12 protein-coding genes are annotated in these 17404 nt (G+C 38.3%); 9 read left to right on the forward strand and 3 right to left on the reverse strand.

From position 1 onward, the window contains the following. Positions 1-230: 230 nt before the first annotated feature. The gene (treP, locus tag IGJ45_RS00220) at positions 231-2210 is read left to right on the forward strand and encodes a PTS system trehalose-specific EIIBC component (RefSeq protein ID WP_438768647.1); all 1980 of its coding nucleotides are present in this window, start codon (positions 231-233) and stop codon (positions 2208-2210) included. Positions 2211-2290: 80 nt separating this feature from the next. Here treP and IGJ45_RS00225 read toward each other — a convergent pair whose 3' ends face one another. Further along, on the reverse strand, positions 2291-3661 hold the full coding sequence (locus IGJ45_RS00225; protein ID WP_279282609.1) for an MFS transporter: 1371 nt from the start codon (positions 3659-3661) through the stop codon (positions 2291-2293). A 260-nt stretch (positions 3662-3921) separates the two neighbouring features. Here IGJ45_RS00225 and IGJ45_RS00230 point away from each other — a divergent pair, with 260 nt between their 5' ends. Beyond that, complete coding sequence (locus IGJ45_RS00230) at positions 3922-4395, forward strand: DUF2798 domain-containing protein (RefSeq protein ID WP_005473035.1); 474 nt, start codon at positions 3922-3924, stop codon at positions 4393-4395. A gap of 380 nt (positions 4396-4775) precedes the next feature. On the opposite strand, the gene IGJ45_RS00235 is transcribed toward IGJ45_RS00230, so the two are convergent. Together IGJ45_RS00235 and IGJ45_RS00240 are read right to left on the reverse strand one after the other, a co-directional pair. Next, entirely contained in the window at positions 4776-5366 is a 591-nt protein-coding gene (locus IGJ45_RS00235; protein ID WP_113848996.1) for a DUF1700 domain-containing protein, read from the reverse strand. Position 5367: 1 nt separating this feature from the next. Continuing rightward, the gene (locus IGJ45_RS00240) at positions 5368-5679 is read right to left on the reverse strand and encodes a PadR family transcriptional regulator (protein ID WP_003128996.1); all 312 of its coding nucleotides are present in this window, start codon (positions 5677-5679) and stop codon (positions 5368-5370) included. Between the two features lie 355 nt (positions 5680-6034). Between IGJ45_RS00240 and IGJ45_RS00245 the strand changes: the two genes are divergently transcribed. The 7 genes from IGJ45_RS00245 to cydC all read left to right on the forward strand — a co-directional run bounded on the left by IGJ45_RS00245 (position 6035) and on the right by cydC (position 17286). Further along, the gene (locus tag IGJ45_RS00245; protein ID WP_003128997.1) at positions 6035-6634 is read left to right on the forward strand and encodes a TetR/AcrR family transcriptional regulator; all 600 of its coding nucleotides are present in this window, start codon (positions 6035-6037) and stop codon (positions 6632-6634) included. A gap of 199 nt (positions 6635-6833) precedes the next feature. Beyond that, entirely contained in the window at positions 6834-8843 is a 2010-nt protein-coding gene (gene pulA / locus IGJ45_RS00250) for a type I pullulanase (protein WP_113848995.1), read from the forward strand. 409 nt (positions 8844-9252) lie between these two features. Next, on the forward strand, positions 9253-10695 hold the full coding sequence (locus IGJ45_RS00255) for a glycoside hydrolase family 1 protein (protein WP_103300709.1): 1443 nt from the start codon (positions 9253-9255) through the stop codon (positions 10693-10695). A gap of 700 nt (positions 10696-11395) precedes the next feature. Next, positions 11396-12814: a cytochrome ubiquinol oxidase subunit I gene (locus IGJ45_RS00260; RefSeq protein ID WP_003129000.1), complete on the forward strand. Its 1419-nt coding sequence runs from the start codon at positions 11396-11398 to the stop codon at positions 12812-12814. Then, positions 12811-13827, forward strand: coding sequence for a cytochrome d ubiquinol oxidase subunit II (cydB, locus tag IGJ45_RS00265; protein WP_003129001.1), 1017 nt, complete (start codon positions 12811-12813; stop codon positions 13825-13827). The genes IGJ45_RS00260 and cydB overlap by 4 nt, the downstream gene beginning before the upstream one ends. Then, complete coding sequence (gene cydD / locus IGJ45_RS00270) at positions 13827-15548, forward strand: thiol reductant ABC exporter subunit CydD (RefSeq protein ID WP_123836329.1); 1722 nt, start codon at positions 13827-13829, stop codon at positions 15546-15548. The genes cydB and cydD overlap by 1 nt, the downstream gene beginning before the upstream one ends. After that, a complete protein-coding gene (gene cydC, locus IGJ45_RS00275) occupies positions 15541-17286 on the forward strand; it encodes a thiol reductant ABC exporter subunit CydC (RefSeq protein WP_113848993.1) in 1746 nt (581 codons plus the stop codon). The genes cydD and cydC overlap by 8 nt, the downstream gene beginning before the upstream one ends. Positions 17287-17404: the final 118 nt, after the last annotated feature.

The following is a 17404-nucleotide window of genomic DNA, read 5'->3' on the forward strand; positions in this document are numbered from 1 at the left end:
AAGTTAAATGAAAGTGATTTGTTTTTTTTATTTGCTCAAAGTTTATCTTTTTGAATGAAAATCCTTTTGTACCAACAAAAATAAAGCGTGTTCTGAATGATTATTTTTCACAAATGTCTTTAGTGAAAAAAATATAGAATGAAACGCTTGCAATATTGTAAATATAAAGTTATGATTAGCATGAAATAAAAACATATATATACAAGTTTAAATGGAAGGGGTTTATTATTATGGGGAAGTATCGGGATGATGCTGAAAAATTGCTGGAGTATGTAGGCGGTAAAGAAAATATTGCAGCTGTGACTCACTGTGCGACGCGGATGCGATTTGTACTGAATGATCAGTCGAAAGCAAACGAGAAAGCCATTGAAGATATTCCAAGTGTTAAAGGGATGTTTACAAATGCTGGGCAGTTTCAAGTGATTATCGGAAATGATGTTCCAACGTTTTACAATGATTTTACAGCGGTATCTGGGATTGAAGGAGTTTCTAAAGAACAAAGTAAAGCGATTGCAAAAAATAACCAAAATATTGTTCAACGCGCCATTGGCACATTAGCAGAAATTTTTACGCCATTATTACCAGCAATTATTGTCGGTGGTTTAATGTTGGGTTTAAGAAATTTTCTAGAAGGTGTACCTCTTGAGGCTTTAGGTGGACAAACAATTACGCAATCCTCTACTTTTTGGAATGGGGTCAATGGATTTTTATGGTTACCCTGTGAAGCAATCTTTCACTTTTTACCTGTAGGTATTACTTGGAGTATTGCTCGTAAAATGGGAGCTACACAAATTTTGGGGATCGTTTTGGGGATTACTTTAGTATCACCGCAATTATTAAATGCTTATTCTGTAAGTTCAACCAGTGCTGCGGAGATCGCTCAAAATTATACATGGGATTTTGGTTTTTTCACAATTGACAAAATTGGCTATCAAGCTCAAGTTATCCCAGCTATGTTAGCCGGGTTCCTATTGGTTTATTTGGAAAGATTCTTTAGAAAATGGATTCCAGAAGCAGTCTCTATGATTTTTGTTCCTCTATTTTCATTGTTACCAACTATTTTAGCAGCTCATATGATTTTAGGTCCGATCGGCTGGCAAATTGGTTCAGGAATCTCCTGGGTAGTAAATGCTGGTTTAACATCATCATTAAACTGGTTATTTGGTTTTATTTTTGGTGGTCTTTATGCGCCGCTCGTTATCACAGGCTTACATCATACTACGCTAGCAATTGATTTACAATTAGTAGCAGATTATGGCACAACGAATCTTTGGCCAATGATTATGCTATCAAATATTGCCCAAGGTACAGCAGTATTAGCTATTTGGTTCCTTCATCGTGGGAATAAAAAAGAAGAACAAGTATCCGTACCTGCAACAATCTCTGCATATATGGGTGTAACAGAACCTGCTATGTTCGGGATTAATTTGAAATATGTCTATCCATTTCTTGCAGCTATGGTTGGCTCTGCATTTGGCGGAATGTTGATCACTGCTACAAATACAAGAGCACTAGGTATTGGTGTCGGGGGACTTCCAGGATTCTTATCTTTCCAAATTAAAGATTACCCAATGGTTTTCCTTTCGATGGGTGTGACTATTGTAGTAACGTTCATCTTTACTTTTATATTTAGAAAAGTTAGTGTCTTAAATAAGTTGGAACCAGAACTGGCTCTTGCAGACACAGGTGTTACTGATACAGCGACAACAGTAGACCCAATGACTTCTTCTGCGAATGCAGCAACTACTGTAACTGAGGAAATGCTTTATGCACCGGCAGATGGTCAAATCATTGCAATCGGTGAAGTGGAAGACCCTGTTTTTTCACAAAAAATGATGGGTGATGGCTATGCAGTTCGTCCAAGTAACGGAAAAATCTATGCTCCTGTTGCAGGGACGGTTTCAAGTATTTTTGAAACAAAACATGCAATTGGAATTTTGACTCCTGGTGGGGCAGAGGTTTTAGTTCATATGGGATTAGATACCGTTGAATTAAAAGGCGCACCATTCACTGTCAAAGTGTCGGAAGGTGATGCTGTCACAGTAGATACATTGATTGCTGAGATGGATCTAGAAGCTGTTACCAAAGCTGGAAAGAAAACAGATGTTGTTACGGTTCTTACGAACGCTGAAAAGATCAATCAGCTGACAATCAACAAAACCGGCAGTGTACACGCGCATGATCGAGTAGGGGCTGCTGAAGTCCGCTAAATAAAAAAGAGTAGGCTCATGAAAGGAAGCTATCATTCCATTCATGAGCCGTATTTTTTTGTTTTATTTTTCTTAAAGGGTTATTTTGTTTGGCGTACATGTTCTTTATAAAAGTAGCGCAAAGTTAGAAATACGACTAGCAATACTAGCACCCATAGGAAGAATAAAGCGATTTGTGACCCTAAAATTGTTCCGGAAATATAATCGGGACTTACTTTTTGAGCAAGGTCGATCATTGTCGCAACTAAAGCTGTTGCGACAGCGCCAGAAAATTGTTGCAGTGTGTTGAAGACGGCATTTCCATCGGCGGCCAAATGTTGGTCAATTTTACTTAACCCCATAGTCATCATATTGCTATACGAACAACCGATTCCGATCATATAAAAGACATGGGCAGCAATAAACGCCCACAAAAACGTCAGGTGCAATAGCAAGGCCAACGCTAACCAGCCAAAAGTAATCAATACAAGACCAATCATAATCGGTTTTTTAGGTCCGATGCTATCCAACATACGGCCTGAAAGAGGAGCTAGAACAGCACCTACAATCGCACCAGGCAACATAACCAATCCAGCAGTGAATGCGTCCTGACCAAGGACTATTTGAACAAAGTTTGGCAAGACAAATGAGATTCCAAGTAAAAGAAACTGGCAGACAAGAAATCCGAATAAGAATAATCGGAAAGAACGATTTTTGAATACAGATAAGCGAATCAAAGGCTCAGATTGCAAGGAACGTTTATAGAAAAGAGCTACACCTAAAATGCCAAGTGCTAATGGAAATATGCTCGTAAGAGAACCAATTTGGTTTAAGAAAAGCAAAAAGCCACTAAACATAAAAGTGATACCCAAAACACTCCACAAATCCAGACGACCAGTTTTTTCAATTGCAATTTTAGGTATTGAATAAAGACCTAAAACCAATGAGACCAATAAGACGGGTATTAAGAAGAGGAAAATGTAGTTCCAGTTCAAGAGAGAAGTCAATAAACCTCCGTAAGTAGGACCAATCGCCGGTGCAATTGAAGTAGTTAAATTTCCGATTCCAATCATAGTTCCTCTTTTTTCCAAAGGAGAGTACGTAAGGATGATATGAAACATCAACGGTAAAGCAATTCCTGTACTTGCCCCTTGAAGTAAACGGCCAAGTAATAGGATAGCAAAGGAAGGGGAGAGGAAATCAATCAGTAATCCTGCTAAAAACAACCCGTTGGCAGCCAAAAATAATGTTCGAATTTGAAATTGTTTCAAAAGAAAAGTAGAAATTGGTACGATGATCGATATCACCAGCAAATAGATTGTTGTAACCCATTGCACATTTGAAGTAGAAAGATTGAATTGATTAATCAAAGTCGGAAATGTTACATTCATAGCTGTTTCGATCAATACCCCAGCAAATGACATAATACCGGTTGCTATAATAGCGCCTAACAATTTTATTTTTTTCTCCATATTATCACCTCTAAAAAAATTCATAAAAAAAGAGCCAGTTTCTAAATAAATAGAAACCGCCTCTCTCTCGACAAGCATTACTGCTTGTTATCTGTACGATTTAATCTAAAAGCTATTGTACTGACTTCTTTTTGAAGAGTCAATAGAAATGTTTGAAAAATAAAACTGAATTTTATTTGAAACTTTTCAAAAAAATTCTTACACCAAAATTTTTATTTTGTTAGAATAATCAAGTATGTAAAAAAGAAAGGAAGTTTTAAATGCCGATTAACAAAAAAGAAAGTTTGATCTATACGACATTTATGTGTTTTTTTATGGTGTACTTCATGAGTGTCTACAATTTAATGTATGAGGTGGGAATTACTGCAATAGCTTTTCAATTGGCTTGGAATGAACTGCCATTTGCTATATGTATTGCGTTTATTTTAGATTGGTTTATTGTCTCAGGTCCTGCGAAAGCATTTGCTTTCCGTTTTATTGAAAAAGATACCCCAGCTTGGAAAAAGATTGGTCTAATCTCATCAATGATGATTGCCGGCATGGTTTTCTTTATGTCACTTTTTGGTGCTGTAATGCATCCGAATGTAAATCAAGGACTATTAATGACATGGTTATCTAATATTGGTAAGAATGTAGTTGTTGCTTTGCCGTTACAATTATTGATTGCCGGACCAATTGTACGACGATTATTTAGAAAATTATTTCCCATAGGTACGGTACAAGAAATTCAATAGAATTTATACAAAGGGCCACTTCTGAGGTTGAACTCAGAAGTGGCTTTTTATCTAAATATATTTGTTAAATAACAAACAAAAAACACCATAGGATGGTATGGCGTTTCTTGTTTACCCTATAAAATAGGATACAGGATGTACTTACATAATAGTATGCATAGGAAGAAAAGTATAGTTCAACAATTTCATTGCTCGGTGAAATCATTGCTTTGAACATATTTTAATCTGTAAAAAATTGAAAAGTTGGTACCAAGGACGGTCAGATACGATGTATGCTTCAGGAGAAAAACCTGATGATGCATACCCTAAAAAACAAATGAATAGCCCTAGAAAAATGAATGCCCCGCCTATCATTAGTAGCAAACGTTTATTTATTTTGATCATCTTACCACCTGCTTTTGAAAGTTTTTGTATATCGCTTTAGGCAAATGAATAAACTGTTGCGTCCAACCTAAGATGGGTTTACTAAGCATATAAGTAAAAATCATACATACTAACCCTATTCCGAACATCGTGACGCCTAGACCTAGCTGGGTGATAGAAAAGTGAAGACCTTGAGATAGTAGTAAAGGGCTTAAAACAACACTTGCAATGCCGCCAATCAGTGAAGTTATGCCAATAACACTTGTACTGAATGGAAGGCACCAAATAACTATCAAACCACTAAGCATCAACAATAGAACGGTTAACAGTAAGCTTCCCCATAGAGGAAATCCTAGAAAAATTATCACTAATAAGAATGGATGAAAACGCCGAGGAACTTTTACGACAATTTCTTCGGCACCTAAAGCACTTTGAGCAATACTTTGAGGAGTCCCTAATCTGGCTACAGCTTCAACTTCAGAGAGTCCCTCTTCCATCAAATCTTGGATCATTTCATCATAATAATCAATAAGATGATGAATCTCACTTGGTTTGGTCTTATAGGCTAATTCAGCTGCTAAACTTTTAATAAATGTTATGCGATCCATGTCAATTGTCTCCTTTAATATAATGATGAATTTTTTCTAAATGAGGCCAATCAATAGTCAAAAATTCATGGATACTATTTTGACCATGAGCAGTGATTTGATAATATTTTCTCAGCCGGCCATTATGTTCTTTTGAATAAGTCGAAACTTTTTTATTTGCCTCTAAGCGTTTCAAGATAGGGTATAAAGTTGATTCAGAGATTGGCAATAGAGGAGAAATATTTTTAACGATTTCATATCCATAAGAGTCTCCTCTTTGTAAAAAAGCTAACACACAGAATTCGATAATCCCTTTTTTCAATTGACTATCCAATGACTACACCACCTTATACATAATACTATATAAAACATAGTATAGTTTTGCAAGTCGATTTGTGGAAATCAGTCTCAAGACGTAGTAACTTCCAGGTTGTTCCTATTTTTTTTTGCTTCCAGTCATTTTTCCTTACTTAAAATTCATCGTACGGTGAAAATATTGATTATTTTATATTAGATTCTTTTGGTAAAGTATTACTAATAAAAAGTTGTTAGGGTTTTAGACAAACGTATAGTTGTTGTGTTAGGTAATTGCTGTTGGAAAAGTTGCTTGATAAAAAACACACGATACTCAGTCCAGCTACGAAAGAAGTTAGTAAGAGAGTGTGTGTTTATCAGGAAAGGAGTTAATAATGAGAAAACAAACAATCACAAAGAAATATTTAATCAATAGGTTACGCAGTCATTTAGAAGAATATTTGTATACTCCCATCACTGTTAGAAAAATTGCGAAATATGCAAAGATTTCTACACAACCGATCTATTTGCAATTTTCGAATATGCAAAATTATAAACAGGCAATGATTGATGATGTTTTGGCAGAGATTCACGAGCTTTCTTTGAAAAAGGAGATAGAGGATGATCCATTGTATACGTTTTGGCTTAACTATTATTTGTTTGCCAGCCAAAATAGGAACTTATTTTTTGCGTTATTTTTGAATGATATAGGGTGTGGTTCCTATTTAAGAGATCAATCATTGTCATTGTTTATAGAGACAATGGCTGAATCCGAAGTATATCAAAAAGCAAATTGCGAAGACATTGAAAAATTGCATAATGAAAGTTTGATTTTCTTTTCTGGTCTCGTTCTTACTTATGTACGGGGAGAGAATATGCAAGCAATAGAAGAATTTTTACAAGATATTAAAGACTATTTTTATCGTACACTGATTGATCCTATGTATATTTATCGAGAAATATTACCACAATCAGTCATCGAAGCTGGTTTTTAAAATAACAATAAACTGTTTTTTGATTTTTTTCATTACTTGATAGGCTTCTTGCTTTATAAAAATTCTTGGCTCATTCATTTTCTTGTAAACGAATAGTATGGGTTTATTGTTGGCAATTTTCAAGAAATATGAGAAGGTAGAATTAGCAAAAAGTAAGGTGTTTTATGACTAAAAAGAAACAAGTGATGGAGGAATCTTGATGGGTCAAACAGATAATTATTCAGATAAAAAAGCTCAAATCGATCAGCGAATCTGTTTTTTGGAAGAGCATACTTACCAAGGAAACGACCTTGGCGTAACCTTTCAAGAGCATGCGATAACCTTTAAATGCTGGACGCCAGAGGCTGATGCAGTTTCAGTCATTATTTATCAAAGCGGAGAGGTTAAAGACAAGGATCGTGTGATGACAGTTCCAATGAAGCAAGAAAATAATTGTTGGAAGGTCACAGTTACGGATGAAGTCAAAGAAATGTTCTATACGTTTGAAATCCAGCGAGGACAAGAGAAGGTTGAAGTGGTTGATCTTTATGCGAAAGCTGTCGGTCTCAATGGGGATCGTGGGGCTATCGTTGATTTAAAAGAAACGGATCCTGAGGGATGGTCGCAGACAGAATGTGTTGGCCAAGATACGATTACAGACGCTTACATTTGGGAATTACATGTGGAAGATTTCAGTAGTTCTAAAACTAGCGGCATCTCAGAAAAAAATCGTGGAAAATATCTAGCGTTTACTGAAAAGAATACGCATCTTGAAGGAGATGAAAGGCAGCCAACAGGGCTCGCCTATTTGAAAGAACAGGGGATTAACTATGTTCATCTGTTGCCAATCTTTGATTTTGATAATGACGAGCTGTCTACAGCCTACAACTGGGGATATGATCCTAAGAATTATAACGTTCCAGAAGGAAAGTATTCTTCAGACCCGAAGGATCCCAAAGCCCGCATTCGGGAATGCAAACAAATGATTCAGTCTCTCCATGAGGAATCTATTGGTGTAGTAATGGATGTCGTTTTTAATCACACTGCAGTCACAGAATCTTCTTGGTTTAATAAGACTGTGCCAAACTATTACTACCGTCAGGATGAAGAAGGAAATTTCGCTGATGGCTCTGCCTGTGGCAATGAAATTGCCTCAGAACGTAAAATGATGCGCAAGTTTATTATTGATTCAATCCTTTATTGGGCTAAGGAGTACAAAATTGATGGATTTCGTTTTGATTTGATGGGACTGATCGATGTGGAGACGATGAATCAACTGCGTGCAAGTCTGGATTCGGAAGGTTTCTCTCATGTTATTCTATACGGAGAACCATGGGATGCCGGCAGCAATCGTATCATCCAGCCAAACATCCCAGCGAATAAAAGTAATGTCTGGGCACTGTCAGAAGGCGTTGCGGTTTTTAGCAATGATTTAAGAGACAGTATCAAAGGTGATGTCTTTGAAGAAACAGACGGAGCGTTTATTCAAGGAATGAATGGTCAACCGCAAGTCAAGCAAACCTTTTATGCGGCAAATTTGGCAACGGCGATTCAAGGAAATACGAAAGTTGCTGAACAAGAAGGCGCCGAGCGCTGGGCAAAATCTCCCCGCCAAGTGATCGCCTATGCTTCAGTCCATGATAATTTGACCTTATGGGACAAACTGGTGGCAACCATGCAGGCTTCAGCGAAGGAAAGAAATTATGATTTTGATCCTGAGCTTTTAGCCCGCAACAAACTAGCAGCAGCCATTTTGTTTACTAGTCAAGGCGCAGTATTGACCCAAGCAGGCGAAGAGTTTGGCCGTACCAAACAAGGAGACGAAAATTCTTTCCGTTCACCGATAGAAATTAATCAGCTAGACTGGAAACGCGCACAAACTTTTAATGAGTTGCGGTCATTTTATCAAGGTATGTGGCAGATCCGTAAATTCTATCCTCCATTAAGAGATGCCACGATTCGGACAGCTGAAAGTATTCAGTTTATTGAGAGTAACAATGAAAATTTCCTTGCATATATTATTCCGAATAATGGTTACAATGATACGTGGCAATCATTAGCTGTTTTGGTGAACAGCAGCAATAAAGACATTTTGGTAAATAGGGAAGAATTCAAGCAAGAGAAATGGTGGATCGTTGCAGATAATTTTGGAGCAGGTATAGAGCCACGTGGAGAGATCGTGGGTGAAATCAACATCGCTGCCAAAAGTCTTTTACTTTTAGCTAAATAGTTATTTTATTTTTAAAATTTTTAAATTAAGAAGAAAGTTAAATTGTATTAAAATCCATATTTAATGGATTTTAATACAACCATTACGAATGTTTATAAAGCGATAGGAATAATTTTCTGTTATGAGAGAAGTACAGGTGGACCATAACATGAACGGTTTAAAAGAAACCGATTTTATGATGACAATCTGACTGCTTAATGCTATAGTAAAAACAGAAAAACCCAAGTTGGATTGTTACTGACTCGATCAGGCAAAACCTAAATGAGAAAACGCTCTTTGTAGCGGCTCTTATTTAGGTTTTTTATTTTTTTCGGGTATTTCTTAGAATGTTAAGCAGCAAAGTTATTGTTTCAGTTACTTGCAAACATATGACTTTGTTAAAATAAATTAGGCAAAGGAGAACGAGCAAATGGCAAAATTTCCAGAAAATTTCTTATGGGGCGGCGCGACCGCAGCGAATCAATTAGAAGGGGCGTTCGATCGCGATGGCAAAGGCTTGTCAGTGGCGGATGCAATGCCTGGCGGCAAACAGCGTTTAGCGATTTTAGGCAGTGATACGTTTGATTGGACGATCGATGAGGACAAATACACCTACCCAAATCATCGCGGGATCGACCATTATGACCGTTTCAAAGAAGACATTGCGTTGTTTGCGGAAATGGGCTTCAAGAGCTATCGTTTTTCAATCGCTTGGACACGTATTTTTCCAAAAGGTGATGAAACGACACCGAACGAAGCTGGTTTAGCATTTTACGATGCGTTGATTGATGAATGTTTGAAATACGGGATCGAGCCAGTGGTTACGATCTCCCACTATGAAATGCCCTTGCATTTAGCCAAAGAATACGGTGGCTGGAAAAATCGAGCATTAATCGATTTCTATGAGCGTTTTGCAAAAGTCGTTTTGGAACGTTTCCATAGTAAAGTCAAATACTGGATGACTTTCAATGAAATCAATTCAGCTTTCCATTTCTCCGCATTGAGCCAAGGAATGGTCAACAGTACGGGTGCTAGCGACTTTACAAACGTGATCCAAGCGTGGCACAACCAATTTGTTGCCAGCAGTAAAGCAGTCAAAATTGGGCATGAATTGAATCCTGAGTTACAAATTGGTTGCATGATCATTTATGCAACGACCTATAGCATTGATGCAAACCCAGTCAACCAAGTAGCAACAATGATCCATAACCAAGCCTTCAACTACTACTGTGCCGACGTGCAAGTACGTGGGAAATATCCAGCATTTACTGATCGCTTGTATAAAGAGCATGGGGTCAAGAAGGAAGATCTTGATATTACCGAAGAAGATTTAGCATTGATTGCTAAGTATACCGTCGATTATATTGGATTTAGCTATTACATGTCTTCTGCAGTGGATATCACAACAGAAGAAGCTGATGAAGTACAAGGTAACTTGTTGGGTGGTGTCCGCAATCCATTCTTGGAAGCAAGTGAATGGGGCTGGCAAATCGATCCAGAAGGACTGCGCATTGCGTTGAATGAATTGTATGATCGGTACCAGAAACCATTATTTATCGTGGAAAATGGTTTAGGAGCTATCGATACTATTAGTGAAGATGGCAAAATCGAAGACGATTACCGCATTGATTACTTACGTCGTCATATCGAAGCAATGGGTGAAGCGATTGAAGATGGTGTTGACCTGATGGGATATACACCATGGGGATGTATTGACCTCGTTAGCGCGTCAACCGGAGAAATGAGCAAACGCTATGGCTTTATCTACGTGGACTTTGATGATGAAGGCAATGGCACAATGGATCGATCAAAGAAAAAATCCTTCGATTGGTATAAACAAGTGATTGCTTCAAATGGAGAAGATTTAGCGTAAGATTAATACTCGTTTTTTTATAGCCGCACAACACGGATTATCGTTGTGCGGTTATTTTGCTGAAAAAATAGATTGTCTGAATAGAGTAAAAAATCTAAAAATAATAGATAACACATCATAAAAATTTTAATCAGAAAAACTTTAATAATTGCACTTGGTAAGCGGAATAAAACTAAATTTTCCAAGAATGGCTGACTCTTTCTTTCCAACTAAAAGGGGACCAACATATTTTTGATGATATGGAAAATTTTGCAAATTTAGAAGGGCGTTGTGGTTTTCTTCTGAAATGTTTCACGTGAAGCATTTTTACAGAAGATAGTTACATCAAATGCAATATTTTCGAAAATAGCAACTCTATTTTGTGAAGCGGATGAGTTTCTCTTAGAACGTTTGGATTAATAAAAATTATTTCGAGCCGATTAAAGAAGTAAGAGAACGGAGTATGAAAAATTGTTTCCCCTCATCTATTCGAATAATTGGTCTTTACCATATGATGGTGATAAGATTAAAACATAGAAATGTAGAGCATTTTGTTTGTGAAAACGTTTCAATTTTAAAGAATGGAGAGTAAGCGATTAAAAAATAAAAATAGTAGGCAAGTTGCTTCTTTTTTACTTAAGAGAGGAGTATATTCGTATTTGGAATTTTTCTTTATTTAGAATGATTTTAATGTATTTTTTTAGAAATAGGGGGATGTAAAATGGATATTGTAACATTAGCACGAATCCAGTTCGCGATGACGACGATTTTTCACTTTTTCTTTGTACCGTTTTCGATCGGAACTGGTGTCGTTGTTGCAATCATGGAGACACTTTATGTGATCAAAAAAGATGAAAAATATCGCCGAATGACAAAGTTCTGGGGAAATATTTTTCTATTAAGTTTTGTGGTAGGAGTGGTAACTGGGATCATTCAAGAATTTCAATTTGGAATGAACTGGTCTGATTATTCTCGTTTTGTTGGGGATATTTTTGGTGCTCCTTTGGCGTTAGAAGCATTGCTAGCCTTCTTTTTGGAATCAACTTTCTTAGGATTGTGGATTTTCACATGGGATAAAGTCAGCCCTAAACTGCATATGACGTTCTTTTGGTTAGTTACTATTGGCTCGATGCTCTCTGCTTTCTGGATTTTAGCTGCCAATAGTTTTATGCAACATCCAGTTGGATACACATTGAACAATGGTCGTGCTGAGATGACTGACTTCGGAGCCCTGTTAGCTAACCCACAAGTCTGGTATGAGTTCCTTCATGTTATTACTGCAGCAATTGCCATGGGAGGAATTCTGATTGCAGGAATGTCAGCTTTCCAATTGTTGAAAAAAGACAAGAAAGTTGACCGTGATTTTTTCAAAAAATCAATGCGGATCGGTTTTGCAGTAGCTTTGTTTGGTTCAATTACGGTGTTGATCGCAGGTGACGAACAAATGAAGTATTTGGTTGAAGAACAACCAATGAAATTTGCAGCAATGGAAGGTACGTATGAAGATACCGGAGATCCTGCGGCATGGACTGTAGTTGCATGGGCAAATGAACGAGAACACAAACGGGTTTTTGGTGTTGAGATTCCTTATATGTTGAGTATCCTTGCATTTAACGAACCATCTGGTTCGATTGACGGAATGAACACAGTGAATCAAGATTTGATCGAACGTTACGGAGATCGGAACTATTTTCCTCCGGTCAACACATTGTTTTGGAGCTTCCGGATCATGGCAGGTTTCGGTGCATTGATGTTGTTGGTTTCTTCATTGGGGTTATTCTTTACGCGTAAGAAGAAGCCTTCGCTATTTGAGAAACGTTGGATGCTTTGGGTAGTGGCTATAACATTATTTACCCCATTCATTGCAAATACAGCAGGGTGGCTGATTACGGAATTGGGTCGCTACCCATGGACAGTCTATGGTCTATTTACGATTGAAGATAGTGTTTCGCCAAATGTATCGGCAACTTCGCTTGTTATCTCAAATATTGTTTACTTTGTTCTTTTCTCTGGTTTGGCATTAACAATGGTTTATTTGATTCGGCGAGAGTTAGGACATGGGCCTGAAAACAACCAGATGGAAGGAACGCTGCACGAAGCAGAAGAAGATCCATTTGATAAGGAGGCGTTTGAAGGATGACCGGATTGCAACTAATGTGGTATGTATTGATTGGCATTTTGTTTGCCGGCTTCTTCTTTTTAGAAGGATTTGACTTTGGTGTGGGGATGTCTGTCCAGACATTGACCCATAATGAACAGGAAAAAGATCAGATCGTGCATACGATCGGACCAGTGTGGGACGGGAATGAAGTTTGGTTGATTACCGCAGGTGGCGCGATGTTTGCTTCTTTCCCTTACTGGTATGCCTCTTTGTTCAGTGGTTATTATTTGATTTTGTTATTGATACTAGTCGGATTGATTATACGCGGTGTTTCCTTTGAGTTTCGGGCAAAAATGCCTGAAGACCGTAAAAATATGTGGAATTGGACATTAACCATTGGCAGTACATTGGTGCCTTTTATGTTCGGACTCTTGTTTACAAGTATGGTCCAAGGCATGCCAATTGATGCAGAGGGAAATATGTCTGCGCACTTCGGTGACTACGTCAATCTCTTCTCTGTAGTTGGCGGGATTGCCTTAACTTTGCTTTGCTACTTACATGGATTGAATTATATTGCACTAAAAACTACTGGTCCGATCCGTGACCGTGCCCGAAATTATGCGAGTGCCTTTTATGGTGTGCTATATTTTGGTTTGGTGGCGTTTGCCGCGCTACTTTATTTCAAAACAGATTTCTTTGAAAAACATTTTGCTTCGACGCTTCTTTTGCTGATTGTGATTGTGGCTTTGACGCTGATAGCGAATATCTCTGTATTTAAAGGGAAAGAAATGGTGGCATTTATTGCTAGTGGTTTGACCATGGTGGCGCTAGTCGGATTGTTGTTCTCTGGTTTGTTCCCACGAGTATTGATTAGCTCAATCGACCCTAGTTATGATTTGTTGATTGCAGAAGCTTCCTCTAGTCACTACACATTGAAGATCATGAGTTATTTATCACTGACAATCTTGCCGTTTGTTTTGGCTTATACAGCATGGACCTACTATATTTTCCGTAAACGAATTAGTCATACTGAGCTGACGGAGGGTTATTAATGATCGACAAACAAATCATAGAGCTTCCCGGAATGAAACGGTTAATGGGATTGCTTGCAGGACTTTCTTTCCTGCAAGCTCTCTTCATCATTGGACAAGCCTATGGTCTTGCTAGTGGGATCACTGGATTATGGGAAGGACAATCGTTAGAAGAGCAGTGGGGCTGGATTCTACTGTTCTTTTGTTCGTTTTTAGGTCGCCAGGCCATTGTTTATTTTCGGACAAAGAAATTAGACAGCTATAGTTACCAGCAAGCTACTGAATTACGTAATCAACTGCTAGAAAAGATTTTTCGTGTAGGACCACAAATCGTTCAGCAACAAGGTACCGGAAACATTACAACGATGGTATTGGAAGGCATTAGTCAGGTAGAAAACTATTTACAACTAATATTGGCAAAAATTATGAATATGTCGATCATTCCTTGGGTGATTTTGGCTTTAGTATTTTACTTGGATTGGATCTCAGGTCTGGTTTTATTGCTGGTTTTTCCACTGATCATTATTTTTATGATCATCCTAGGCTATGCCGCCCAAAGTAAAGCTGAAAAACAATACCGCACATTTCAATTATTGTCCAACCACTTTATTGATTCATTACGTGGAATCGACACCTTGAAACTTTTTGGGATCAGCAAAAAATATGGAAAAAGTATCTTCGCTTCTAGCGAACGTTTTCGTAAAGCAACGATGGGATCGTTGAGAGTCGGAATTCTTTCCACTTTTGCATTGGATTTTTTCACAACATTGTCCATCGCTGTGGTTGCGGTTTTACTGGGGCTGCGTTTGATCAATGAAGAAATCTTGTTATTTCCAGCACTAACGATTTTGATTTTATCTCCGGAGTATTTTTTACCAATTCGCGATTTTTCAAGTGATTACCATGCGACTTTAGATGGGAAAAATGCAATGACCGCTGTATCTACGATTTTATCTGAGCCAGAAGCAGCCATTGATCCAGTAAGTTTACCTCAATGGCAAGCTGATTCGGAACTATCGATTCATTCGTTATCTTTTGATTATGGAGAAAAGTCTGTTTTGAAAGATATTGCATTGGAGGTCCAAGGATTTCAAAAAATTGGGATCATTGGGATGAGTGGCTCTGGAAAATCAACGCTGATCAATAACTTAAGCGGCTTTTTGATTCCGAAAGAAGGCGAAATTACTTTTGATGGCCAAAAAATGACTGCATTAAGACAGTCGGATTGGCAGCAGCAATTAGTTTATATTCCCCAAAACCCCTATATCTATCGGATGACTTTGCGAGAAAATGTGGCTTTCTATCAGCCAAATGTTACTGAAGAACAAGTGTGGCAAGCAATCGAAGTTGCAGGCTTAACGAAATTAGTTCAAGAATTGCCGCAAGGAATCGATACAATGCTAGGTGAAGGAGAACGCCATCTAAGCGGTGGACAGGCGCAACGAATTGCGTTGGCTCGTGCTTTCTTAGACCAGCATCGAAAAATTTTATTATTTGATGAGCCAACTGCCCATTTAGATATTGAAACAGAAGTAGAATTGAAAGAACGGATGCTTCCGTTGATGGAGAACCATCTAGTCTTCTTTGCGACACATCGCTTGCACTGGATGGAAGAGATGGATCAAATCCTAGTAATGGATCAAGGCAGAATTGTTGAGCGAGGGACATTGGCAGAACTGCAAGCAAAGAATGGCGCTTTCGTTGCGTTAGTCAATGGGATGAGGAGGGAACAACTTGAATAAAATCGGTCTCTGGCGTTCGCTAAAAACAGATACCTGGGTCAAACCCTTTCTTTCAAAGTACAAAAAGGTTCTTGCAGCAGCGCTGTTTTTAGGATTTATGACATTCTTTTGCGGAGGCGCGTTAATGTTTAATTCTGGCTATCTGATTAGCCGCTCTGCCTCAATTCCAGAGAATATTTTGTTAGTATACATTCCAATCGTTCTGACCCGAGCATTCGGGATCGGCCGACCAGTTTTTCGTTATGTTGAACGACTGACAAGTCATAATTGGGTGTTGCGAATGACATCGAACCTACGCCTAAAACTATACAATGTTGTCGAAAAAGATGCCGTTTTCTTTAAGCAGACCCATCGAACTGGCGATATTTTAGGATTATTAGCAGAAGATATCAACCATATCCAAAACTTATATCTGCGAACGATTTTCCCTACGGTGATTGCTTGGTTATTGTATACTTTTCTGATTATCGGATTAGGGTACTTTTCGTTAGGATTTGCATTGGTAATGTTGCTGTTGTTGGGAATAAATGTGTTTGTGCTGCCGCTCTGGTCCGTTGTGATCAATGGCGCTCGTCAAGAAAAGCAAAAACAAATGAAGAATCAATTATATACAACATTGACTGATAATGTGCTAGGAGTTTCTGACTGGGTATTTTCACAGCGAGGAGCAGAATACGTCGATGAACATAAGCAATTGGCGGCAAATCTACGAAGCGTTGATGAGAAAATCAATCGTTTTGATCAAAAAAGAGATTTCCTTTTACAAGTGATCTTCGGGGTGATTACGGTTGCGTTGATTGTCTGGACAAGTCAGCGATTTCCTGGCGAGCACGGTGGCTTAGCTAATTGGATCGCAGCATTTGTCCTTTGTGTCTTTCCTTTGGTAGATGCTTTCGCACCATTGCCTTCAGCGGCACAAGAAACCAATATATACAAAGATTCGATTGATCGTTTTAATGCATTACCAGAAAAAGAGGAACAAAAACGGACAGCATCAGCTATAAGTGCACCGTTCAATTTAGAAGTGAATCAGGTTAGTTTCCATTATCCATCTGAAAAAGAGGTACTAAAGAATCTTAGCTTAACGATTCCTGCGCATCAAAAACTGGCAATATTGGGACGTAGCGGTTCTGGGAAAAGTACCTTTGCTTCTTTGCTCAGGGGAGATTTATTGCCGACCCAAGGTAGTATTACCTTAAATGGTGAGCCGGTAGCAAGTTTTGGTGAAGATATTAGCGAATGGATTGGAGTCATCAACCAGAGTCCTTATTTGTTCCATACAACGATTTTAAATAATTTGCGGATTGGTAATGAAGAAGCGTCAGAAGAAGAAGTTTGGGACGTACTGAAACGAGTAGGCTTATCAGAGATGGTGACAGCTCTGCCAGAAGGTTTGCGAACCATGGTTGATGAAGCAGGGTTACGTTTTTCCGGCGGTGAACGCCATCGGTTGGCATTAGCGCGAATTCTTTTGAAGAAAACACCGATTATTTTATTAGACGAGCCAACTGTTGGGCTAGATCCAATCACTGAGCAAGCTGTTTTGGAAACTTTTTTCAATGAGTTGGAAGACAAGACGATTATTTGGATCACCCACCACCTGCAAGGAATCTCACTGATGGATCAGGTCATTTTTATTGAGGATGGAGAATTAACGATGAGCGGTACGCCTGCTGAGTTAGCTGTCGAAAACCAACACTTTCAACAGTTATTAGCTATTGATCAAGGGCGACTGTAATCAAACTGGGACCTTTGCCAAGACAACAAAAAAATCGGCTAGTGATCGACATGAATGTCGGCTTAGTTTTTGAGGAGCATTCGCTCCTCAAAACACTTCACTGTTTACCCGATTGGTT

This window comes from Enterococcus sp. DIV0574 (assembly GCF_051711125.1).
GTDB classification, from domain to species: Bacteria; Bacillota; Bacilli; order Lactobacillales; family Enterococcaceae; genus Enterococcus_D; species Enterococcus_D gallinarum.

Excerpts from the sequence above, each read along its gene's own strand:
- treP (WP_438768647.1), top strand. The coding sequence starts at position 231 with ATGGGGAAGTATCGGGATGATGCTGAAAAATTGCTGGAGTATGTAGGC.
- IGJ45_RS00225 (WP_279282609.1), bottom strand. The coding sequence starts at position 3,661 with ATGGAGAAAAAAATAAAATTGTTAGGCGCTATTATAGCAACCGGTATT.
- IGJ45_RS00230 (WP_005473035.1), top strand. The coding sequence starts at position 3,922 with ATGCCGATTAACAAAAAAGAAAGTTTGATCTATACGACATTTATGTGT.
- IGJ45_RS00235 (WP_113848996.1), bottom strand. The coding sequence starts at position 5,366 with ATGGATCGCATAACATTTATTAAAAGTTTAGCAGCTGAATTAGCCTAT.
- IGJ45_RS00245 (WP_003128997.1), top strand. The coding sequence starts at position 6,035 with ATGAGAAAACAAACAATCACAAAGAAATATTTAATCAATAGGTTACGC.
- pulA (WP_113848995.1), top strand. The coding sequence starts at position 6,834 with ATGGGTCAAACAGATAATTATTCAGATAAAAAAGCTCAAATCGATCAG.
- IGJ45_RS00255 (WP_103300709.1), top strand. The coding sequence starts at position 9,253 with ATGGCAAAATTTCCAGAAAATTTCTTATGGGGCGGCGCGACCGCAGCG.
- IGJ45_RS00260 (WP_003129000.1), top strand. The coding sequence starts at position 11,396 with ATGGATATTGTAACATTAGCACGAATCCAGTTCGCGATGACGACGATT.
- cydB (WP_003129001.1), top strand. The coding sequence starts at position 12,811 with ATGACCGGATTGCAACTAATGTGGTATGTATTGATTGGCATTTTGTTT.
- cydD (WP_123836329.1), top strand. The coding sequence starts at position 13,827 with ATGATCGACAAACAAATCATAGAGCTTCCCGGAATGAAACGGTTAATG.